General features: G+C 64.0%; 20 protein-coding genes. 5 read left to right on the top strand and 15 right to left on the bottom strand.

Features of this window, described 5'->3' with window-relative positions:
- Positions 1 to 2: 2 nt before the first annotated feature.
- From ACN9MW_RS27595 to ACN9MW_RS27640, 10 genes are all read right to left on the bottom strand, one after another.
- Positions 3 to 1,109 carry a ribonucleotide-diphosphate reductase subunit beta gene (locus ACN9MW_RS27595; protein WP_426164914.1) on the bottom strand — a complete coding sequence of 369 codons (1,107 nt, stop codon included), beginning with the start codon at positions 1,107 to 1,109 and terminating at the stop codon, positions 3 to 5.
- A 178-nt stretch (positions 1,110 to 1,287) separates the two neighbouring features.
- A complete protein-coding gene (locus tag ACN9MW_RS27600; protein ID WP_426164916.1) occupies positions 1,288 to 4,182 on the bottom strand; it encodes a ribonucleoside-diphosphate reductase subunit alpha in 2,895 nt (964 codons plus the stop codon).
- 337 nt (positions 4,183 to 4,519) lie between these two features.
- Positions 4,520 to 6,040 (bottom strand): sigma-54-dependent transcriptional regulator, encoded by a 1,521-nt coding sequence (locus ACN9MW_RS27605; RefSeq protein ID WP_426164918.1) that lies wholly within the window; start codon positions 6,038 to 6,040, stop codon positions 4,520 to 4,522.
- Positions 6,037 to 7,683 carry an ATP-binding protein gene (locus tag ACN9MW_RS27610; RefSeq protein WP_426164920.1) on the bottom strand — a complete coding sequence of 549 codons (1,647 nt, stop codon included), beginning with the start codon at positions 7,681 to 7,683 and terminating at the stop codon, positions 6,037 to 6,039. Before ACN9MW_RS27610 ends, ACN9MW_RS27605 begins: the two co-directional genes overlap by 4 nt.
- Positions 7,684 to 7,691: 8 nt before the next feature.
- Positions 7,692 to 7,940: a PP0621 family protein gene (locus ACN9MW_RS27615; protein ID WP_426164922.1), complete on the bottom strand. Its 249-nt coding sequence runs from the start codon at positions 7,938 to 7,940 to the stop codon at positions 7,692 to 7,694.
- Positions 7,937 to 8,740, bottom strand: a complete 804-nt coding sequence (locus ACN9MW_RS27620; RefSeq protein WP_426164924.1) for a cytochrome C assembly family protein — start codon at positions 8,738 to 8,740, stop codon at positions 7,937 to 7,939. Before ACN9MW_RS27620 ends, ACN9MW_RS27615 begins: the two co-directional genes overlap by 4 nt.
- Before the next feature lie 86 nt (positions 8,741 to 8,826).
- Positions 8,827 to 9,615 carry an ABC transporter ATP-binding protein gene (locus ACN9MW_RS27625; RefSeq protein ID WP_426164926.1) on the bottom strand — a complete coding sequence of 263 codons (789 nt, stop codon included), beginning with the start codon at positions 9,613 to 9,615 and terminating at the stop codon, positions 8,827 to 8,829.
- Positions 9,616 to 10,383 carry an ABC transporter permease gene (locus tag ACN9MW_RS27630; RefSeq protein WP_426172322.1) on the bottom strand — a complete coding sequence of 256 codons (768 nt, stop codon included), beginning with the start codon at positions 10,381 to 10,383 and terminating at the stop codon, positions 9,616 to 9,618.
- Between the two features lie 44 nt (positions 10,384 to 10,427).
- Positions 10,428 to 11,411, bottom strand: coding sequence for an ABC transporter substrate-binding protein (locus ACN9MW_RS27635; protein WP_426164928.1), 984 nt, complete (start codon positions 11,409 to 11,411; stop codon positions 10,428 to 10,430).
- A 67-nt stretch (positions 11,412 to 11,478) separates the two neighbouring features.
- The gene (locus ACN9MW_RS27640) at positions 11,479 to 12,279 is read right to left on the bottom strand and encodes a M48 family metallopeptidase (RefSeq protein ID WP_426164930.1); all 801 of its coding nucleotides are present in this window, start codon (positions 12,277 to 12,279) and stop codon (positions 11,479 to 11,481) included.
- Positions 12,280 to 12,497: 218 nt separating this feature from the next.
- Here ACN9MW_RS27640 and ffh point away from each other — a divergent pair, with 218 nt between their 5' ends.
- The 4 genes from ffh (at position 12,498) to ACN9MW_RS27660 (ending at position 16,787) form a co-directional block, all read left to right on the top strand.
- On the top strand, positions 12,498 to 13,865 hold the full coding sequence (gene ffh / locus ACN9MW_RS27645; protein ID WP_426164932.1) for a signal recognition particle protein: 1,368 nt from the start codon (positions 12,498 to 12,500) through the stop codon (positions 13,863 to 13,865).
- Positions 13,866 to 14,033: 168 nt separating this feature from the next.
- Positions 14,034 to 14,411, top strand: a complete 378-nt coding sequence (locus tag ACN9MW_RS27650) for an SWIB/MDM2 domain-containing protein (protein ID WP_055929217.1) — start codon at positions 14,034 to 14,036, stop codon at positions 14,409 to 14,411.
- Positions 14,412 to 14,477: 66 nt separating this feature from the next.
- Positions 14,478 to 15,617: an MFS transporter gene (locus tag ACN9MW_RS27655; protein WP_426164935.1), complete on the top strand. Its 1,140-nt coding sequence runs from the start codon at positions 14,478 to 14,480 to the stop codon at positions 15,615 to 15,617.
- A gap of 9 nt (positions 15,618 to 15,626) precedes the next feature.
- Positions 15,627 to 16,787: an MFS transporter gene (locus ACN9MW_RS27660; RefSeq protein ID WP_426164937.1), complete on the top strand. Its 1,161-nt coding sequence runs from the start codon at positions 15,627 to 15,629 to the stop codon at positions 16,785 to 16,787.
- Here the strand turns inward: ACN9MW_RS27660 and ACN9MW_RS27665 are convergent.
- The 4 genes from ACN9MW_RS27665 to ACN9MW_RS27680 all read right to left on the bottom strand — a co-directional run bounded on the left by ACN9MW_RS27665 (position 16,784) and on the right by ACN9MW_RS27680 (position 20,339).
- Positions 16,784 to 17,317, bottom strand: a complete 534-nt coding sequence (locus tag ACN9MW_RS27665; protein WP_426164939.1) for a hypothetical protein — start codon at positions 17,315 to 17,317, stop codon at positions 16,784 to 16,786. The two genes, ACN9MW_RS27660 and ACN9MW_RS27665, sit on opposite strands and share 4 nt — an antisense overlap.
- A gap of 72 nt (positions 17,318 to 17,389) precedes the next feature.
- A complete protein-coding gene (locus ACN9MW_RS27670; protein WP_426164941.1) occupies positions 17,390 to 17,968 on the bottom strand; it encodes a hypothetical protein in 579 nt (192 codons plus the stop codon).
- On the bottom strand, positions 17,956 to 18,609 hold the full coding sequence (locus ACN9MW_RS27675) for a lytic transglycosylase domain-containing protein (RefSeq protein ID WP_426164943.1): 654 nt from the start codon (positions 18,607 to 18,609) through the stop codon (positions 17,956 to 17,958). Before ACN9MW_RS27675 ends, ACN9MW_RS27670 begins: the two co-directional genes overlap by 13 nt.
- A 5-nt stretch (positions 18,610 to 18,614) precedes the next feature.
- Complete coding sequence (locus ACN9MW_RS27680) at positions 18,615 to 20,339, bottom strand: proline--tRNA ligase (RefSeq protein ID WP_426164945.1); 1,725 nt, start codon at positions 20,337 to 20,339, stop codon at positions 18,615 to 18,617.
- A gap of 162 nt (positions 20,340 to 20,501) precedes the next feature.
- Here ACN9MW_RS27680 and ACN9MW_RS27685 point away from each other — a divergent pair, with 162 nt between their 5' ends.
- Positions 20,502 to 21,107 carry an RNA pyrophosphohydrolase gene (locus ACN9MW_RS27685; RefSeq protein WP_057260876.1) on the top strand — a complete coding sequence of 202 codons (606 nt, stop codon included), beginning with the start codon at positions 20,502 to 20,504 and terminating at the stop codon, positions 21,105 to 21,107.
- Positions 21,108 to 21,134: 27 nt separating this feature from the next.
- Here the strand turns inward: ACN9MW_RS27685 and ACN9MW_RS27690 are convergent, their stop codons facing one another.
- On the bottom strand, positions 21,135 to 21,935 hold the full coding sequence (locus ACN9MW_RS27690) for a hypothetical protein (RefSeq protein ID WP_426164947.1): 801 nt from the start codon (positions 21,933 to 21,935) through the stop codon (positions 21,135 to 21,137).
- Between the last annotated feature and the right edge of the window lie 62 nt (positions 21,936 to 21,997).

Here is a 21,997-nt window from a genome sequence, read left to right on the forward strand (position 1 = left end):
GTTTAATCCCAGCTCAACGCGCCGCCGGTCTGGTACTCGGTGACGCGGGTTTCGAAGAAGTTGCGCTCTTTCTTCAGGTCGATCATTTCCGACATCCATGGGAATGGATTCTCGTCCTGGTCGAACAGGGTTTCCAGGCCGATCTGGGTGGCGCGGCGATTGGCGATGAAGCGCAGGTAGCCTTTGAACATGGCTGCGTTCAGGCCCAGCACGCCGCGTGGCATGGTGTCTTCCGCGTAGCGGTATTCCAGGTCCACGGCTTGCAGGAACAGGCCCTTGATCTCTTCCTTGAAGGCCGGGGTCCACAGGTGCGGGTTTTCCAGCTTGATGGTGTTGATCAGGTCAATGCCGAAGTTGCAGTGCATCGATTCGTCGCGCAGGATGTACTGGTATTGCTCGGCGGCGCCGGTCATCTTGTTCTGGCGGCCCAGCGCCAGGATCTGGGTGAAGCCGACGTAGAAGAACAGGCCTTCCATCAGGCAGGCGAACACGATCAGGGACTTCAGCAGTTGCTGGTCGGTCTCGATGGTGCCAGTCTTGAAGGCCGGGTCGGTCAGCACGTTGATGAACGGGATCAGGAACTGGTCCTTGTCGCGGATCGACGCTACTTCGTTGTAGGCGTTGAAGATTTCCTGTTCGTCCAGGCCGAGGGATTCGACGATGTACTGGTAGGCGTGGGTGTGGATTGCCTCTTCGAACGCCTGGCGCAGCAGGTACTGGCGGCACTCAGGGGCGGTGATGTGGCGGTAGGTGCCCAGCACGATGTTGTTGGCTGCCAGCGAGTCGGCGGTGACGAAGAAGCCCAGGTTGCGCTTGACCAGGCGGCGCTCGTCTTCGGAGAGGCCGTTCGGGTTCTTCCACAGCTCGATGTCGCGCTGCATGTTCACTTCCTGCGGCATCCAGTGGTTGGCGCAGCCGGCCAGGTATTTGTCCCAGGCCCATTTGTACTTGAACGGGACCAGCTGGTTGACGTCGGTCTGGCCGTTGATGACGCGCTTGTCGTCGGCGTTGACGCGCAGGGCGACTTGCTCGGCGGTGGCTTCGGCGGTGGCGCCCAGTGGTGGGGTTTGGCGCGGTGCTGCCGCGGCTTCATCATCCCAGGATAGCATTTGTTTTTTTCCTCTTAGATTTACTCTTTTTTAACCGGTAAACCGGTGTCTGACCCATAGGGTCAGACACCTTCTGCTCGACCGCCGACGGTATTGTTACAGCCGAGGACTTTGTGCAGACGGGGTCTGACCCAGCGGGTCAGACCCCGGTTTACCGGTTCTAACTATGACTATTGTATTACTGGCAGGCTTCGCATTCCTCGAAACCTGGGTCACCAGGACGCAGGTAGCAGGCGGCGCCTTCGGTTACCTCGGCAGTCACTGCCGCCGGGGCATCCGGCACGTTCGCGGACACGGCGTTCAGGGCGCCGGTGCGGGTGGTGGATTTCTCCATGTGCGACGCTGCAATGGTGCGCAGGTAGTAGGTGGTCTTCAGGCCGCGCAGCCAGGCCAGCTTGTAGGTTTCGTCCAGTTTCTTGCCGGAAGCGCCTGCCATGTAGATGTTCAGCGACTGTGCCTGGTCGATCCACTTCTGGCGGCGCGATGCTGCTTCCACCAGCCAGGTTGGCGACACTTCGAATGCGGTGGCGTAGATGTCGCGCAGGTCTTGCGGTGCGCGGTCGATCTTGCTCAGCGAGCCGTCGAAGTACTTCAGGTCGGCGATCATCACTTCGTCCCACAGGTCGCGTGCCTTCAGGTCGCGCACCAGGTAGGCGTTGATCTCGGTGAATTCGCCGGACAGGTTGGACTTCACGTACAGGTTCTGGAAGGTCGGTTCGATGCAAGCCGACACGCCGATGATGTTCGAAATGGTTGCGGTCGGGGCGATCGCCACGCAGTTCGAGTTGCGCATGCCGAACCTGGCGATGCGTTCACGCACCGGGGTCCAGTCCATCGCGGACGACAGGTCCTGCTCCAGGTAGCCGCCGCGCTGTTCTGCCAGCAGGCGCACCGAGTCTTGCGGCAGGATGCCACGCGACCACAGGGAGCCTTCGTACGACTCGTAGCGGCCGCGCTCTTCCGCCAGCTCGGTCGACGCCAGGTAGGCGTAGTAGCACACGGCTTCCATCGAGGTGTCGGCGAAGCTCACCGCTTCCATCGAGGCGTATGGCACGCGCATCATGTGCAGGCAGTCCTGGAAGCCCATCACGCCCAGGCCGACCGGACGGTGGCGCATATTGGCGTTGCGTGCTTTCTCGACGGCGTAGTAGTTGATGTCGATCACGTTGTCCAGCATGCGCATCGCGGTGCGAATGGTCTTCTGCAGCTTGACGTGGTCGATCTTGCCCTCTTTCATGTGGGCCGGCAGGTTCACGGAACCCAGGTTGCAGACGGCGATTTCGTCGGCGTTGGTGTTCAGGGTGATCTCGGTGCACAGGTTCGACGAATGAACAACGCCCACGTGCTGCTGCGGCGAACGGATGTTGCACGGATCCTTGAAGGTGATCCATGGGTGGCCGGTTTCGAACAGCATGGACAGCATCTTGCGCCACAGGTCCAGCGCTTCGATCTTCTTGAACAGGCGCAGTTCGCCGTTGGCTGCCTTGGCTTCGTAGCCCAGGTAGGCTTCTTCGAATTCCTTGCCGAACTTGTCGTGCAGGTCAGGCACGTCGGATGGCGAGAACAGGGTCCAGGTGCCCTTTTCCATCACGCGCTTCATGAACATGTCCGGAATCCAGTTCGCGGTGTTCATGTCGTGGGTGCGGCGGCGGTCGTCGCCGGTGTTCTTGCGCAGGTCGAGGAATTCCTCGATGTCCATGTGCCAGGTTTCCAGGTAGGCGCAGACGGCGCCTTTGCGCTTGCCGCCCTGGTTCACTGCCACGGCGGTGTCGTTCACCACTTTCAGGAACGGTACCACGCCTTGCGATTTGCCGTTGGTGCCCTTGATGTGGGCGCCCAGTGCACGCACCGGGGTCCAGTCGTTGCCCAGGCCGCCGGCGAACTTGGCCAGCAGTGCGTTTTCCTTGATGGCGTCGTAGATGCCTTCCAGGTCGTCGGACACGGTGGTCAGGTAGCAGGAGGACAGCTGCGAACGCTGGGTGCCGGAGTTGAACAGGGTCGGGGTCGACGACATGAAGTCGAAGGTCGACAGCAGGTTGTAGAACTCGATGGCGCGCGCTTCGCGGTCGGTTTCGTTCAGGGCCAGGCCCATGGCGACGCGCATGTAGAAGGCCTGCGGCATTTCGATGCGCACATCGCGCACGTGCAGGAAGTAGCGGTCGTACAGGGTTTGCAGGCCGATGTAGCCGAACTGCAGGTCGCGGTCGGCCACCAGGGCCTTGGCCAGCTTGGCCAGGTCGAACTTGCCCAGTTCTTCGTTCAGCAGTTCAGCGGCGATGCCCTTGGCGATGTACTGCGGGAAGTATTCGATGTAGGCGGCAGCGGCGCCGGCTTGCGGAACTTCCTTGCCGAACACTTCCTTGCGGATGGTGTGCAGCAGGATGCGGGCGGTCACCTGGGAGTAGGCCGGGTCCTTTTCCATCAGCGCGCGGGCAGCCAGGATGGCGGACTTGTGCAGTTCTTCGACCGGCACGCCGTCGTACAGGTTCTTCACGGTTTCGGCCAGGATGGCGTCGGCATCGACGTGCTTTTCCAGGCCCTTGCAGGCGGCGCCGATCAGGTCGCGCACTTCCTGCATCACCAGCGGACGGGATACGCCGTTCTCGGTGACGTTGATCTGCGGCTCAGCGGTCGCGGTGGCGCCGGCTGCCTCTTTCTTCAGGCGGCGTTCTTCCATGTGCTTGGCGCGGTACAGCACGTAGGAGCGTGCCACGTCGTGTTCGCCGGAGCGCATCAGGGCCAGTTCAACCTGGTCTTGCACGTCTTCGATATGGAAGGTGCCGCCGGCTGGCTGGCGGCGCATCAGGGCGCTCACCACGTTCTTGGTCAATTCTTCCACCAGTTCGCGGATGCGGGCGGAAGCCGCACCCTGGCCGCCGTTTACTGCCAGGAAGGCCTTGGTCATTGCCACGGCGATCTTGGATGGCTCGAAAGCGACCACGGCGCCGTTGCGGCGGATGATGCGGTAGTCGGCCATTTGGCTAGCGGAAACAGCGACGCCGCCAGCGGTTTCGCCAGCGGAAACAGGCACTTGAGGCGCCTGAGTGGTGGAAATATCTTGAGTAGATTGCATTTATGCTCCGCGTATTCAGTATTTGTTAATGGCCACTATATCTAGTGGACCATCGAATTCTGTCCACTAATTGTAGTGACGTGATTCGGATCGTACAAGGTGAAATTTTTTCGTTTAGACCACGTTTTCTTATTGACTTTTGATATCCCCCATCGCTACAGGCGATCGGCGGTGAGCGAGCACTAACACAGCTTTTTGCGTGCTGATTTAATAAGCAATGTTGCGGCGCAGCACACGGTTGTGCGTTGGCGAAAACGCTACATCAATCAAGGGGATTTTCGCGGCGGACCGGGATTATAGACCAATCGGGCGGCGGGCGCCCCGCCGCCGCGAACTGCTAGCCTGGGTCCTGGATGTTCAGCTTCTGCATCTGGTAGCGAAGCTGGCGGTAGCTGATGCCCAGCAGCTGGGCGGCCTGGGTGCGGTTGTAGTTGGCCTGGGCCAGGACACGCGTGATGATGTCGCGCTCGACCGCTTCCAGGTAGGCCGGCAGGCTGCTTGCCTGGACATTGAACGCCGGCAGCTGCGGCATGGCCGGCGCGCCGCCTGCTGCGGCCGCCCCTGCAGGGGCTTCGGCCGGCAAGCTTGCCACCGGCGCTGGCGTGGCGGCCGGGCTGGCCGGCTGGGCGGCAGCCTGGCTGGGCTCCGGGCTGGCAGGAGCGGCTGGCGCGGCCACGGGCGCAGGGCTTGGCACTGGCGCCGGCAGCGAACCGCCTTTCAGCGCCAGGTCTTCCGCCGAGATCACGCCATCATTGGAAAATGCCAGCGCGCGTTCCAGGATATTCTCCAGCTCCCGCACATTGCCCGGGAAGGAGTAGCCTTTCAAGACGTCCAGCACGCCGGGCGCCAGCACCACCTTTTGCTCAAAGCTCCCCAGCCGCGCCAGGATGGCTTCGACCAGTTCGTCCAGGTCGTCAAGCCGCTCGCGCAAGGGCGCCAGGCGCAGTTCGATCACGTTCAGGCGATAGAACAAGTCCTGCCGGAACAGGCCGTCCTCCACCAGCTTTTCCAGATTCTTGTGGGTGGCTGAAATGATGCGCACGTCGACCGGCTCCTCGGCCGTGGCGCCGATCTTGCGCACGCGCCGTTCCTGGATCGCGCGCAGCAGCTTGACCTGCATGGCCAGCGGCAGGTCGGCCACCTCGTCCAGCATCAGGGTACCGCCGTTGGCAGCCTGGAAGAAGCCGTCGCGCTCGTCGGAAGCGCCGGTGAACGCGCCCTTGCGGTAGCCGAAGAACTCGGCCTCCATCAGGGCTTCCGGGATGGCGCCGCAGTTGACGGCGATGAACGGCTTGTCCGCGCGCGAGCTCTGGGCGTGGATTTCGCGCGCCGCCAGCTCCTTGCCGCTGCCCGACTCGCCACTGATGGCAATCGGCGCCATCGAGCGCGCCAGCCGGGCAATCTGGGCGCGCAGGGCCTGGATCGCAGCCGAACTGCCGCGCAGCCTGCCTTGCGCCTGTCCGCGCGCCCGGGCGGCAGCCGGGGCGCTGTCGCTCAGCTTCAACGCCGACTGCACCAGCACGCGCAACTGCTCCAGCTGCACCGGCTTGCTCACATAGTCAAAGGCGCCCGCCTTCAGCGCCACCACGGCATTTTCGGCACTGCCGAAGGCCGTCACGACTGCAATCGGGATATTCTTGCCGCTGGCCGCCACCTCGCGCACCAGGTCCAGCCCAAGGCCGTCGGGCAAGCGCATGTCGGTCAGCACCAGTTGGAAGTCTTTTTCGGCAAACAGCTGGCGTGCTTGCTGAAGTGTTTCGGTGCTGTCCACGTCCAGCCCCATCTTCAGCAGGGTAATTTCCAGTAGTTCGCGCAGGTCGGCTTCATCGTCGACGACCAGGACACGTGGAGAAGTCATGTGTTTTTCGCAAATGTAATCACAAAACGGCCGCTCGATTTGCGCGCACCGCCCTCTGTCACGCTGGCTTCGAAGCGGTGTTCGTAGTCCAGCATGGCTTCGTTATTCGAGCACAATTCACGCGCCAGATACAGCCCCAGGCCCGTGCCTTTGCTCGACGTAGTATAAAACGGCTCGAACAGGTGGGCCCGCACCTGCGGCGAAATGCCGGGGCCATCGTCCTGCACGTGCAGTTCCAGCGGCCGGCCGGCCACCTGCACGATGAAGACGCGGATGCTGGCCGGCGTGCCGCTGGCGTAGCGCACCGCGTTGTTGAGCAGGTTGATCAGCACTTCGCGCAGGTGCAGCGGATCGAAGCGCACCACCACCTGGCGCATGCCGCCCAGGCAGACGATCTTGCTGTCCAGCTTATGGGTTTCGTCGAATTCCGCCTTCAAGTCATTGAGGAAGCTTTCCAGCTCCATCGGCTCATGGTGGTTTTGCGCCTTGCGCGACAGTTGCAGGATGTCTTCCACCATGCGGTTCACGCGTGCCACATTGTCGGCGATGATCTTCAGCAGGCGCTTGTGCACGGGCGCGTGCAAATCCTCTTCCAGCAGCGAATTGGCGTGGCCGATGGCCGACAGCGGATTGCGCACCTCGTGCGCGATACTGGCGGTCAGGCGGCCCATCGAGGCCAGCTTGAGCTGCTGCGCCTTTTCCTCGATGCTGGTCACGTCTTCCAGGAAGATCACGTTGCGCTCCACGTCCAGGCCGTTGGTATCGGCGGCGGCGAAACGCAGTTTCAGGTGCAGCGCCACGTCGCGCCGCGAATTCCAGGCAGCCGTCATGTCTTCCTTCTGGGGGTCCTCGAACGGCTTGACGGTGATGAAGGCGCTGGCCTGATGCGGGTCGTTGCGCCAGGTTTCGTAAGCGAGCGCAATCGGCTGCAGGGCTGCGCCATCCAGCATCTGCGCGGCGCCGCCCAGCATCTGCTGCGCTGCCGGATTGCTCATATGGATGGTGCCGTCCGCTCCCACCACCAGGATGCCGTCGGCCGAATGCGCGATCACCAGGCGGTTGACGGCCTGCTGCACGCCGATTTCAATGCCGCGCTGCGCCGCCAGTTCTTCCTGGCCGATCAGGCGCGCCGCCATGCGGTTCACCACCAGCGTCACGGCAAACCAGGCAACGCCGTACAAGCCGGCCTGCAGCACCGACGAATCTTCCCCGGCAATGGCGAAGTAGGCGCTATGGGCCAGCATGAACAGCGTGGCCAGCGAAGCACTGAACAGCGACAGCACCAGCGGCGCCAGGATGGCGCAGCCGGCCAGCGGGAACAGGTACAGGATGGCCAGGCCGGAGCGCAGGCCGCCCGATGCAAGGTACAGCAAGGAGATGCAGGTCAGGTCGCAGGCCACCTGCGACATCAGCTGCAGCATGAAATGGCGGCGCCAGCGGATAGCCAGCACCTGCATCCCCACCGCCAGCAGCAGGTAGGCGATGCACACCTGCACCGACAGTTCCGGGAGCGTCAGCTTGCCGGCGCTGAAGTACAGCAGCAAGACCAGGGCAATGACGATGCGGGTCGCGCCCAGCGCCTTCAGCGAGCGCCAGAAGGTGTCGCGCGAGGCGGCCGACAGGGTATGGAGACGGGCGAACACGCTGCGGCTTAATGCGGGGCGTGCGCCGCGCAGCAGTAGTCACGGCCGTTGGCAGGCACGTTTTCGGAGGCAGGGAAATGCACGCCGCAATGGGCGCATTGCAGCATCTTCTCGGCCTGTTGCGGCTCGGCCGCGCGCGGCTGTTGCGGCGCAGGCGAGCTACCGCCCTGCGGCGGGCCGCTCATCTTGCGCAGCTTGCTGCGGACGGCGGCGATGACCAGGAAGATCAGCGCCAGCCAGAACAGGAGTCGTGTCATGCCAAACCTCGATGTAAAACCACTTCCAGGACAAAACGGCTGCCGACATAGGCCAGCAGCAGGGTCGCAAAACCCGCCAGCGTGAAGCTGAGGGCCGTCTTGCCGCGCCAGCCGCGGAAATGACGCCCGGCCAGCAAGGCTGCGAACAGGACCCAGGACAGCAGGGTGAACACCGATTTATGGTCCCACTTCAGCGCCCGCCCAAACAATTCTTCGCTGAAGACGATACCCGACAGGACGGTCAGGCTCAGCAGCACGAAGCCGAAGGCGATCAGGCGGAACAGCAGCTTTTCCATCGTCAGCAGGGCCGGCAACTGGTCCAGCGCGGCGGCGAAAAAGCCGGGACTGTCGCTGCGCGTATGCAGGCGCGACTCCTGCAGCGCCATCAGCACGGCATGGAAGGCGGCGATGGTCAGCGTGCTGTAGGCCAGCGTGGCGATGGCAATGTGCCAACCCAGCATGGTGGAACGGCCCGCCATCGGCACCAGCGAGCCGGGAAAGCCGGCCTGCAGGGCAACCGCCAGGGCAGCCACCGGCATGACGATGCGGCGCAGGCCATCCAGCGGGTAATTCTGGTTCTCCAGCCAGTAGGCGCCGACCGAAATCCATAGCGCGGACGACAGCATGGTGGCAAAGCCGATGCGCAGCGAGCCTGGCACCATCACGTCGACCCACAGCGCCGCCCCGTGCAGCAGCCAGGCGCCGGCCGTCAGCGCGGCGATAGGCACGGATTTACGCGACGGGAGAAAACCACAAATCAGGTAAAGCAGCGTTGCTGCGAGCAGGAAGTAAGTTTGCATCCGGTAAGTTTAACACCTGAACACCATGGGGTCAGGCACTGACATGCAACACGCTGCGCGTGTCACATGTCAGTGCCAGACCCCTGCTAATCAACCGCCGCCGCGCGCAACTCGTCGTTGTGATGGCGTTGTTGTTCTTCCATCACCAATTGCCCCAGCTCGCGCTTCAGGGCATTGAATTCCGGCGACGACGGATCGCGCAGGCGCGGCATGTCGACCAGGATGTCGCGCTTGACCGTGCCGGGGCGGTAGGTCATGACCACGATGCGGTCGGCCAGGTAGATCGCCTCCTCGATGCTGTGGGTGACGAAGATGATGGTCTTTTTCTGCTGGTCCCAGATGCGCAGCAGCTCGTCCTGCAGGTCGCGCCGGGTCAGCGCATCGAGCGCACCGAATGGTTCATCCATCAGCATGATCGGCGAATCGAGCGCCAGCACGCGCGCGATCGCCACCCTTTGCCGCATGCCGCCCGACAGGTCTTTCGGGAAGCGGTGGCGGAAGTCCTGCAGCGACAGGGTCTTGAGCAGCCTGTCCACGGTGGACGCGATCTGCTCCTTCGGCATGCCCTTGATCTCCAGCCCGAAGGCCACGTTGTCGGCCACCGTCATCCACGGGAACAGCGCGTACTCCTGGAACACCATGCCGCGCTCCGGGCCCGGGCCGGCCACTGGCTTGCAGTCGGCGACGATGCTGCCGCGGGTGGGCGGGGAAAAGCCGGCGATGGCATTCAGCAGCGTCGACTTGCCGCAGCCGGAAGGCCCCAGCAGGCAGACGAACTGGCCGCGCGGGATCTCCAGGTCGATGCCCTGCAGCGCCACCACCGAGGTGCCGAAGACCTTGGTGACGCCCTTGACTTCGATATGTGCAGCGCTCATTCAGCTCTCCAGGCCGCGGTGCCAGCGCAGCAGATGGTTGTTCAGGCGGTCCATGGCGACGTCGATGGCCAGGCCGAGCAAACCGATGGTGATCATCCCGGCGATGATCTTGTCCGACCAGAAGTACTCGCGCGCCTCGCTGATGCGGAAGCCAAGGCCGTTGTTCACTGCCACCATTTCCGCCACGATCACCACGATGAACGCCGTGCCGATGCCGATGCGCACGCCGGCCAGGATGGAAGGCACGGCGGCCGGCAGGATCACGCGCAGGAACATGGTGGGCCCGGAGGCGCCCAGGTTGCGCGCGGCGCGCAGGTAGATGCCGTCCACCTGGCGCACGCCGGCGATGGTGTTGATCAGCACCGGGAAGAAGGCGCCCAGCGAAATCAGGAAGATGGCCGGCGGGTTGCCCAGCCCGAACCACAGCATCGACAGCGGGATGTAGGCGATCGGCGGCACCGGGCGGATGATCTGCACCAGCACATTGAACAGGCGGTAGGCGTGGGCGCTGGCGCCCATGGCCAGGCCCAGCGGCAGCGCCAGCCCGCCGCCGATGGCAAAACCAAGCAGCACGCGGTACATGCTGCCGATCGCATCGTGGATCAATTCGCCGGAGAAGGCCCAGGCCAGCCAGTTGCCGCTGCCGTCATAAGGCTGCAGCGGCAGCAGGTACTCCACCCATTTGCGCGCCACCGCCTCCGGCGACGGCAGCGCCTGCGGATTGACCCAGCCGCGGTAGGTCACGAGATGCCAGGCCAGCACCAGCATTGCCGGCACCACCAGGCCGACAGCGACGTCCCGCCATGCGACCTTCATTTGACGCCCAGCGATTTCTTGGCCTGGTCCAGCAGGTCGGTCTTGACCCAGTCCTTGGCCACCGGCGGCTTGGCCATCTTGCCCACGCCGGTCTTGACCATGATGTCGGTGGTGACCTGGATGTGCTCAGGCGTCACGTCGTACGAATACGGCGAGTTGCCGATCGCGTCCTGGAAGTCGTCGCTGGTGATCTGGCCCTTGAACACGGTGTCGCGCACATATTTTTCCGCGGTGGCCGGCTGGTCGATGAAGGTCTTGGTCGCCTCCACGAAGCAGCGCATGAACTTCTCCGCCACCGGGCGGCGCTCCTTGTAGAACTTCTCGGTCATCACCATGGTGCGGATCGGCTCGCCGATCGGGGTGTTGTAAGGCTTGAGGATCTCGGTGCCGTAGCCTTTGTTGATGGCCTGCGACGACTGCGGCTCCGACTGCATCATGGCGTCGATATGCTTGCCGAGCAGGGCCTGGTTCAGGTCCGCATAGGCCAGCAGCACGGTTTGCACGTCCTTGCCCGGCTGCTCGGAAACCGTCAGGCCGGCCTGCTGCAGTTCTGCCAGCAGCAGCACTTCCTGGATGCCGCCGCGCGTCACGCCGACCTTCTTGCCCTTCAGGTCCTTGACCGACTTGAGATTCAGGTCGCTGCGGCCCACCAGGCGCGCCCCGCCCTTGGCGAAACCGGCCACCACGTAGATCGGGGCGCCGCCGGCGCGGCCGGAGATGGCCGCCTCGGAAGCAGTGGCGCCCACGTCAAGCTCGCCGGCCAGCACGGCGGACATCACGTCCAGGCCCTTGGCGAACACGCGCTCTTCGACCTTGATGCCGCATTTCGGCGCGATCTCCTTGATGTACGACACGGCGCCGTAGTGGGCGAACTTCAGGTTCCCCAGCCGCACCACTTCCTGCGCCTGCGCGCTTCCAGCAGCCACCAAACTTGCCAGCGCCACGAGGGCCGCCGCCTTGCCGATACGTTCCAGTTTCATCCAGGTCTCCTTAGTGAATTTTGGCCTGCGCGGCCGCGCGCCCATCATACATTGAAGGCAGTGGCGCTTAAAGGGCGCTGCGTTCGCGCTGTTGCGCCAGGCGTTCCGCGCACGGGGGATGGATCGCGAGGTAGGCGCGCTCGGCGCCGGGCGTGCCGGTGGTGCCGGCCGCGCCGCTGAGCGCTTCCTGCACTTCGGTCAGCAGACGCAAGGATAGGCCGTTATGCTCCAGCAGGTCGGCGGCGTAGTTGTCGGCTTCGATTTCAGCCTGTTGCGGCCACTCCAGGTGCGGCGCCCGGGCCGCCATGCTGGAAACCAGCCAGTTGGTGTCGCCCAGCACCACCGCGCTTGCCGCCGGCAGCATGGCTTCCTGCACCAGGCGGCGCAGCATGTGGCGCTGCTGCTGGTGGCCCAGCTCGTGCGCCAGTACCGCCAGCACCGCGCCATCGTCGGGCAGCGCCAGCACCAGGCTGTCGGTCAGGATGATGTCGCCCGATGGCAGGGTGAAGGCTGCGGCGCCCAGTTGGCTGCTGCGAAACAGCAGGCGGTGGCGCGGCGCGCCCTCATGCGGCGCCTGCAGGCTGGCGAAGGCCCCGCTGATGCGGGCCCGGTGCGTTTCCGACAGCTCGCTGGGCTGCAACGCCTGCCTATCGAGTTCGCGCAGCATGTCCTGCCCCAGCCGGGTTTCAAGCGTTGGCGGGAAAGCCTCGGCCAATTGGTCGACGATGGCGGGACGCGCCAGCTGCCAGCCGATGTACAGCGCAACGCAGGCCGCTGCCGCCAGCGCAGCGAGGCGCCAATGGCGCAGTGCGCGCCGCCGGCCGGGCGCGAATAGATTGATCAGGTCTGGAACGGCCAGCGTCTGCACAAGGTTTATCCATAAAATTAATTTATGAACAAGATGCACGTGGGTCGCATGTCTTGTCAAGAAGAAACTTTGTTTATTTCGCAAATTTGTGCAAGATAGTGACATTTCGTGAGAGACCCGGGGTCACCGCCGGACGCTGCCGCCGAAGCCGGCTCCTAAGGTAAAATGGCGGGATTTTCCGCTTATCGCGCCACCATCTATTAATTAGTAGGCCACCAATGCTAGACAACCTGACTACGCGCCTTGCCAAAGTCGTCAAGACGATGCGCGGCGAGGCCCGCCTGACCGAATCCAACACCGCCGACATGCTGCGCGAAGTGCGCATGGCGCTGCTGGAGGCCGACGTCGCCCTGCCGGCCGTGCGCGAATTCATCGCCAAGGTCAAGGAAAAAGCCCTCGGCGAAGAAGTGATTTCCTCGCTGACCCCGGGCCAGGCCCTGGTCGGCGTGGTGCAGCGCGAACTGGGCGCCCTGATGGGCGCCGACCTGGGCGTGGAAGCCTCCCAGCTCTCGTTCGCCCAGCAGCCGCCGGCCATCATCCTGATGGCGGGCTTGCAGGGCGTGGGCAAGACCACCACTGTCGGCAAGCTGGCCAAGTACCTGAAAGAGCAGAAGAAAAAGAAGGTGCTGACCGTTTCGGCCGACGTCTACCGTCCCGCCGCGATCGCCCAGCTGCAATCGGTGACCGGCCAGGTCGGCGCCGACTTCTTCCCTTCCACCGCGCAGGACAAGCCGGTCGACATCGCCCTGGCTGCCCTCGACTGGGCCAGGAAGCACCACCATGACGTGCTGATCATCGACACCGCCGGCCGCCTCGGTATCGACGAAGAGATGATGAAAGAGATCGCCGCCGTGCACGGCGCGGTCAAGCCGATCGAAACCCTGTTCGTGGTCGACGCCATGCTGGGCCAGGATGCGATCAACACCGCCAAGGCCTTCAACGATGCGCTGCCGCTGACCGGCGTGGTGCTGACCAAGCTCGATGGCGATTCGCGCGGCGGTGCGGCGCTGTCGGTGCGCCACATCACCGGCAAGCCGATCAAGTTCGCCGGCGTGTCGGAAAAGCTGGACGGCCTGGAAGCGTTCGACCCGCAGCGCATGGCCAACCGCATCCTGGGCATGGGCGACATCCTGGCCCTGGTCGAGGAAGCGCAGAAGAACGTCGACGCCAAGGCGGCGGCCGAGCTGGCAGCCAAGGTCAAGTCGGGCGGCAAGTTCGACATGAACGACTTCAAGGCGCAACTGGCGCAGATGAAGAAAATGGGCGGCATGTCCGGCCTGCTCGACAAGCTGCCGGCCCAATTCCAGCAAGCGGCGGCCGGCGCCAACATGGACCAAGCCGAAAAGCAGGTGCGCCGCATGGTCGGCATCATCGACTCGATGACGCCGCAGGAACGCGCCAAGCCGGAGTTGATCAAGGCGGCGCGCAAGCGCCGTATCGCGGCCGGTGCCGGCGTCCAGGTGCAGGAAGTGAACCGCATGCTGACCCAGTTCGAACAGATGCAGACCATGATGAAAAAACTGTCCGGCGGCGGCATGATGAAGATGATGCGCTCGATGAAAGGCATGATGCCGGGCATGCGCTAAGCCCCGCCAAGCCGCAAAAAGCCGCCTTCGGGCGGCTTTTTTTGTGTTTAAGTCTTGTTTCCCCTAAAAAACCCACAAAAACACTTGCACAAGCTGCAAACCCCCGCCAATATTAGCCGTGCGATAGTATTGCGCAATTATCCATTTGTTTGTTAAGGAGGCTCGAATATGGCAACAGCCAAGAAAGCAGCACCAGCAGCAAAGAAAGCCGCCGCCAAGCCAGCAGCAAAAAAAGCTGCTCCGGCCAAGGCAGCCGCCAAGCCAGCAGCAAAGAAAGCAGCCGCACCAGCCGCACGTAAACCTAACGCAGCCTTCATGAAGGCGATGACACCATCGAGCGCACTGTCCGCCGTAGTCGGTTCCGCACCGCTGCCGCGTACCGAAGTGACCAAGAAAGTCTGGGACTACATCAAGAAACTGAACCTGCAGGACGCCGCAAACCGCCGCATGATCAATGCGGACGACAAGCTGAAAGCTGTCTTCGGCGGCAAAGCCCAGGTTTCCATGTTTGAAATGACCAAGCTGATTTCCGACCACCTGAAATAAGCTGCTTCTGGCTGTTGCAGCCATTCGAGGAGCCCCGACGCCACGCGCTCGGGGCTTTTATTTTTTATGCACCCACGCCTTCACACTGCCCTGTCGCTCGCCAGCCTGGCCGCCCTCGGCCCGCTGGCCTTCGACGCCGTGCTGCCCGCCTTGCCGGCGCTTGGCAAGGAGCTCGGCCTGTCCCTTCCCGCCACCCGGTCCTTGCTGGCTGTGTACATGGCAGCCCTGGCATCGTCCCACCTGCTGTCGGCCTGGGCCGCCAATGCGCTGGGCAAGCGCACAGTACTGCTTGCCGGCGCCTTGCTGTTCGGCGCCGGCGGCGCCATGTGCGCGCTGGCCCAGGCACCGTGGGAATTGCAGGCCGGGCGCATCCTGCAGGGCCTTGGCGTGGGTGCGGCGGCGGCCCTGCTGCCCCTGCTGATGCGGGCCCATTCAAGCCGCGGGCTGCGGCTGCTGGCCGATGGCGCCATTCCGATCCTGGCGCCGGCGGTTGGGGCGCTGTTCGTGCTGTGCGCCAGCTGGCGCCATGCGTTCTGGCTGGCGGCAGCGGCGGGCCTGCTGCTGCTCGTCCTGCTGGCGTCCACCCCGGCCGGCAGCATCAGTGCCGGCGACAGGTTCCAGTTCGGGGAGTTGATGGGAAACCTTGCCTACCTGCGCTATGCCGCCTGCCATGCCATGTGCTTCGGCGCCCTGGCGGCCGGCGCAGCTGCCCTGCCAGTCATGGCCTCCATGGACCTGGGGCTTGGCGCGGGCCACATTGCACTGCTGCAGGCCGCCGGCGCTTCAATCATGTTGCTGCTGTCTTACAGCAGCCCGGACGGGCCGACGAGGCAACGGGTCACAGGTGGCATCGCAATGATGATCATGATGGCCGCTTTCATCGTGGCCTGGAACGAACTGGAGAAAGGGGTCGATCCCTTCTACTACCTGCTCGGCTGCTGGGCGATGCTTTGCGGCGGCTTCTCGGCCTGCGCAATGCCGCTGGCTGCGGGAGCGCTGAAAGCGGCGGGCCAGCAGGCGCGAGCCGGACTGTCGCTGCTGCAGTTTGCCAGCCATGCCGTCGCCGCCGCCGCCATCCAGTTCACGGCCAGGGGCAATGTGGAAGACACGGCACTCATCACGTTCGGCACTGCCGCCCTGATGGTGCTTGCGGGAGCAGCCGTGCTGCCCTTCTTCATCTGGCGCTCCGCCCATGTTGAGCATTAGCCGGCCGCCATGCAAGCACTCCACCGCCTTGCCCTTCCCCTCGCCAGCCTGACCGCACTGGGCCTGCTGGCCTCGGACCTGTACCTGCCCGCCATTCCGGTGATGGCCGCGGAGCTTGGCGCCTCGATCCCTTCCGCACAGGCGACCATGGCGCTGTTCATGGCAGCGCTGGCCCTGTCGCAGCTTGCCTGGGGCTGGGCGGCCGATCATTTCGGCGACCGCCGCACCATCATGGCGGGCACCGTCCTGCTTGGCGGCGGCAGCCTGGTGTGCGCCATGGCGCCGGGGATCGACTGGATGCTGGCGGGCCGCCTGCTGCAAGGACTGGGCGCAGGCGCGGCCACCGTTGCCGTCCCCGCACTGATACGGCGCCGCTTCAACGAAGCAGACGCCGTCAAGGCGCTGGCCATGGTCGCCATGGCCGAATCGACCATTCCCGCTGTGGGGCCGGTAGCAGGCGCCGCGATCGTGCTGTACGCCGACTGGCGCACCACGTTCTGGCTGATCGCCGCCATGTCGCTCCTGCTGCTGCCGCTGGTCGCGCGCATTGTCGGCCGCGCGCCGGCATCGGCGCATCCCGCCGCGACGCCCGCCCAGCGCGGCTATGCCCCGCTGCTGCGCAACCGCCGCTACCTGCGCTACGCCTTTAGCTACGCCCTCATGTTCGGCGCCTTGCTGATGTATGTCGCCAGCGCGCCGGTGCTGGTCACGCATGCCCTCGGGCTGGGCATCGAAGCCTTCGCCATCCTGCAGATCTGCGGCGTGCTGGCCTTCATGCTTGGCGCCTCGGCCGCGGTAAGGCTGGTGAAGCGGCTTGGCCAGCAATGGCTGGTGCGCAGCGGGACGCTGCTGCAATTCCTGGCAGGCGCAGGCTTGATGGGAATGGCCCTGGCGGGCCTGGCCGGCACGCGCGGCCTGGTGGCGCTGGCCGTGCTCGCGGCCCTGTTCTGCGGCGGCCTTGGCCTGCGCGGCCCCGCCACCATGGGCGGTGCGCTGCATGCGGCCGGGGACGATGCCGGCAAGGGCGCGGGCCTGCTGATGTTCCTGGCCTTTGCCTGCGTTGCGGGCGCCACGCAACTGGTGGCGCCCTTCCTGCATTACGGCTTGCTGCCGCTGGGCGCCCTGCTATTCGCGATGGTCAGCGCCAGCGCGCTCTTGCTGCCGCGTTAATTGCCGCCGATGGCGGCACTCTTGATGAAGACCAGCCTGTCGGCATCGTCTGGCCCGGCGATGCGGCCATTATTGCGTTCGGTGGCGATGCGGGCGCTCACCGGCTTGCCGCGCAAGCTCGGTTTCAAGCTCACCACGTCGTCCTTGTCCGGCTCGGTAAACCAGTCGCCGCAGTGGGTCGTGCAATAGGCCTGGATCTCCTTGCCGTTCTCCGTGCGGATCTTCAAGGAATAGTTATCGAGGCCGCCGCCGCCGACCAGTTTGCCCTTGACGAGTTCGGTCGGGACGGGCGGGCAATACGCGGGCGCATCATCGCCCAGGATCTTGCAGCCTCGCTTGATTTCATCGGTGATCATCTCGCAGCTGTTTGCGGCATTGCATGGCGGACGCGTGGCGGGAGAGACATTCTTGCATTGCTTGACCAGTTCGGCGGCCTTTGCCTTGCCAAGCTGCTCGTCACAGGACAATGCCGCGGCATTGCCGGCAAAGGCCAGCCAGGCCAGGGAAATCAGGATCTTATTCAATTGCATGGTTGCGCACCTGCGTGTGTTGGAGAGGCGCAAAGTGTAATCGCCGCCGCCCGCACACATATGCACGGAATGTCACGCACGCGGAACTTTGACGTGGCGCAGCAGCTTCATGCGGCTTCCGGTCCATTCGAAAAATGAAATGCCGCGCCGTTTCTCGTCTTCCTCAGGCTCGCCGATCAGGATGAACAGGCGGCTGTCGACGCGATAGCGCAGCATGCCGCCGCTATCGAACAAGGGACCGTCGATATTGATGACGATATTGGTTTCGACACCGGCCGGATGAAATACCTTGCCGGTGCGGGCATCGATGATCTTGTTCATCACGCAGCTGCTGCCGCAGCCCCATTGCGCCACGATGAAATGGCCGGCGAAATCCGGGCGCTGCTCCTGCGCCGCCTTCTTCAACATGGTGCGGTACAGGCGCGCCTGCGGGTCGGCCCGCCAGCGCACGGCCGCAACCGGGCCCGTATAAGGCCTGGCGGGATAATCCTCGAAACGCGGCGCATCGGCCGGATAGTCTTCCTGGCAGATGGTGAGGCTGTCCTCCTCGCCGGGCGGATCGCTCTTGCACGCCAGCGCCAGCGACGGCGCCGTGCAGGCTGCCGCCGCCAGCAGCATGCCAAGCCGGCGCAAGACGGCTACAGCTTCCATTTGTTCCACGCCGCCAGCACCGCGTTCGGATACTCAGGCCGGCCGCGGCTGCCGTTGTAGCGGCCAAGGGCCAGGTAGAGGTTGCCCTGCTCCATGTCGATATACATGCGCAGGATCGAGCAGCCGTAGCGCAGGTTGGTCTGCATATTGAACAGCTTGGAGCGGTCGCGGTCGCCGATCACATTGGTCCAGAACGGCATCACCTGCATGTAGCCGCGCGCGCCGACGATCGACACCGCATATTTGCGGTAGGCCGATTCAACCTGGATCAGTCCCAGCACCAGGCCCGGGTCCAGGCCGGCGCGGCGCGCCTCGTACCACGCGGTCTCGAGGAATTCGCGGCGCGTGAATTCGTCCGGCAGCTTGCGCTTCAGGCGATCCGACATGGCCGCATACCAGCTGTCGTACTGTGCGCGGTCGGTGGGGTTGAGGAACACCGGCTTGGGCGGCCGGGCATCCATGATGGCGTTGGACAGCGCCAGCCGCACGCTGTCGGCCAGCGCCTCTTCTTTCTGGTTGCCGGCAAAGCCGAACGGCGCGCACAGCACGCCGGTGGCGAAGGCCAGCGTATGCCACCAGCGCAGGGGACGCGCCCACCAGCGGCGGCGGTCACGTCCCTGCTTTGGCAAATCCCTTGCCATGGCGATCACTTCTGGATCTTGCCCTTGATGAAGGCCAGGGCATCGGCGACCGGCACGGCAGTCGCTTCGGTATCGCGGCGGCCCTGGTATTCCAGGTTGCCTTCCTTCAGGCCACGCTCGCCGATCACCACGCGGTGCGGCACGCCGATCAGTTCCCAGTCGGCGAACATGGCGCCTGGGCGTTGGCCGCGGTCATCCAGAATGACGTCGATGCCCGCTTCCACGGCCGCGTTGTACAGCTTCTCGGTTTCTGCCTTGACCAGCTCCGAGCGGTCCATGCCCATCGGGCACAGCACCAGTTCGAACGGCGCCAGGGAAGTCGGCCAGATGATGCCCTTGTCGTCGAAGTTCTGCTCGATGGCGGCGCCCAGGATACGGGTGATGCCGATGCCGTAGCACCCCATCTGCAGCGGGGCAGGCTTCTGGTTCTCGTCCAGGAAGGTCGCCTGCATCGATTCGGAGTAAGCGGTACCGAGCTGGAACACGTGGCCCACTTCGATGCCGCGCTCGATCGCCAGCACGCCCTTGCCGTCCGGCGAAGCGTCGCCTTCGACCACATTGCGCAGGTCGGCCACGATGGCAGGTTCGGCCACGTCGCGGCCCCAGTTGGCGCCGGTGTAGTGGTAATCCTCTTCATTGGCGCCGGTCACGAAGTCGGACATCAGCGCCACGGTGCGGTCGGCCACCACGGTCACAGGGCCCTTGGCGCCGATCGGCCCCAGGTAGCCAGGCTTGCAGCCGTAGATTTCCAGGATTTCGGCTTCGGTGGAGAAGCGGTTCTGGGCCAGGCCGGGCACCTTGCTGGCCTTGATCTCGTTCAGCTCATGGTCGCCGCGCAGCAGCAGCATGAAGTGCTGCTTGGAGCCGTCTTCCTTGTCGGCGGTCAGGGCGATGGTCTTGACGGTCAGCTTCAGGTCGATGCCCAGCAGCTTTGCCACATCTTCGCATTTGGCAGCTTTCGGGGTCGATGTCTTGGCCAGGGCGGCGCCGGCGGCGGCGCGGGTGCCGGTGGCCACCGCTTCCGCCGCTTCCATATTGGCCGCGTAGTCGGAGGTCGGGCAGTACACCAGGGCGTCTTCGCCGGTGGAGGCGATCACGTGGAATTCATGCGAACCGGTGCCGCCGATGGCGCCGTTGTCGGCCGCCACCGCGCGGAACTTCAGGCCGAAGCGGGTGAAGATGCGGGTGTAGGCGTCGAACATGATCTTGTACGACTTTTGCATGCCTTCCAGGTCGCGGTCGAAGGAATAAGCATCCTTCATGGTGAATTCGCGGCCGCGCATCAGGCCAAAGCGCGGGCGGCGTTCGTCGCGGAACTTGGTCTGGATGTGGTAAAAATTCAACGGAATCTGGCGGTAGGATTTAATCTCGCTACGCACCACGTCGGTGATCACTTCCTCGGAAGTCGGCTGGATCGCGAAGTCGCGGCCGTGGCGGTCCTTGACGCGCAGCAGCTCCGGACCCATCTTGTCCCAGCGCCCGGTTTCCTGCCACAGTTCCGCCGGCTGCACCAGAGGCATCAGCAGCTCAATAGCGCCGGCATTATTCATTTCTTCGCGAACGATGGCTTCGACTTTACGGATCACTTTCAGGCCCATCGGCATGTAGGTATAAATGCCGGAACCGAGGCGTTTGATCATGCCCGCGCGCATCATCAACTGGTGGCTGACGATCTCCGCGTCAGATGGAGCTTCCTTGAGGGTTGAAATAAAAAAACGAGATGCACGCATATCGGTGAATTCTTTTTAAAAAGAGAGAGTTATAATCGACCTAATTTTAAAGGATTAGCTGGCCCGATGCGTCCAAACTTTATACAAAGAGCGCTATTGCAGTTGGATTTGTAGTCAAAAATATAAGAGGACGCCTCGGCCACAGAAAGTTTGAGGTGCAATATGCTCGATCGTGAAGGGTTTCGCCCCAACGTCGGCATCATCCTGCTCAACTCGCATAACGAGGTGTGGTGGGGCAAGCGGGTGCGCGAGCACTCGTGGCAGTTCCCGCAAGGCGGGATCAAGTACGGTGAAACGCCGGAGCAAGCAATGTATCGCGAGCTCGAAGAGGAAATCGGCCTGCGTCCGGAGCACGTCAAGATTATCGGCCGCACGCGCGACTGGTTGCGTTACGAGGTGCCTGATCACTTCATCAAGCGGGAAATCCGCGGCCATTACCGTGGCCAGAAGCAGATCTGGTTCCTGTTGCGCATGTGCGCGCGCGACAACGACGTGAACCTGCGCCTGACCGACCATCCCGAGTTCGACGCCTGGCGTTGGCATGATTACTGGGTTCCGCTGGACGTGGTGATCGAATTCAAGCGCGAAGTCTACCAGCGCGCCTTGCAGGAGCTATCGCGCTTCCTGACCTGGCCGGCGCATGGCGACCGCCGCCATTCCTCGCGCTACCTGCGCCAGCCGCATGGCCAGCGTGGACAGCGCAGCAGCGACAAGCCGCAGCAGCCCGCGGTGACGCCGCCGCCAACGGAACTGGTAACGAAAGAATGAAGAAGCTGCCCGAGAGGGCAGCTTTTTTTATGGCTGGCGCAAGGCCCAGCGCTGCGACACATAGTCGATCACCAGCAGCTTGCCCAGCAAGTGGTGCAAGCCCACCACGCCGGCGAGAGGTTCGCCAGGCTCGAAGCCCAGGCCCTCGCAATAGCCGGCCAGGAAGGCGGGCAGCTTGATGCTGTCGCCGATCTCCAGGGTGCGCGGCGCCGTTCCCATCACGCAAGGCAGCTGCCTGCCCCACGCGTTGGCAGAAAAGCGCCGCTCGTCGCGCAGCGCAGTGCCACCGGTCAGCGCGGCCATCGCCTGCGCCGAATGGCCGTTCAGGCCAAACGCCGCGGAGCCGGTATCGAGAAGGGCAGCCTGCGGCTCGCCGCCGGCCACGCGCACCGTCACCAGGGGCTGGCCGCCCGCCCCGCCCCAACGCGCGTAGCGCATGGCTTGCGCGTCCGCTGCCTGCTGCAGCGCCGCGCCCTGCTGCCAGCGGTAGCGCGATCCGGCCAGGTCGAGCTCCAGCGTGCCCTGTTCGAAGAATTCGTTGCCGATGGTGGCAATCACGCCTTCGGTGCAGCGCCCCTGCTCCAGCAAGGCAAGGCTGGCGGAGCTCGCGGCGACCGCACGACGCAAGCCGGCAAGTTCGAGCGTCACCTCCTTGCGTCCCTCGCCGCCCTCGCTATGCCAGACGACGGCGCCCGCGACACCGGTGTCGAGCTGCGCATAGCAATCGACGCCCTCGACCTTCACCGGCAGCACGATGGCGGCCGGCACCTTGGGCGCGCCTTCATAGAGCGCATGGTCGACAAAGAAAAACGGCAGGAATCCCGGCATTATCAAAAAAGCAGCGAAGAAAGGGGCGCAGGATACACCCTGGCGCAGCAAGGTACAATGGC

The sequence above is a fragment of the Pseudoduganella sp. R-34 genome (genome assembly GCF_049904655.1).
GTDB lineage: Bacteria > Pseudomonadota > Gammaproteobacteria > Burkholderiales > Burkholderiaceae_D > Rugamonas.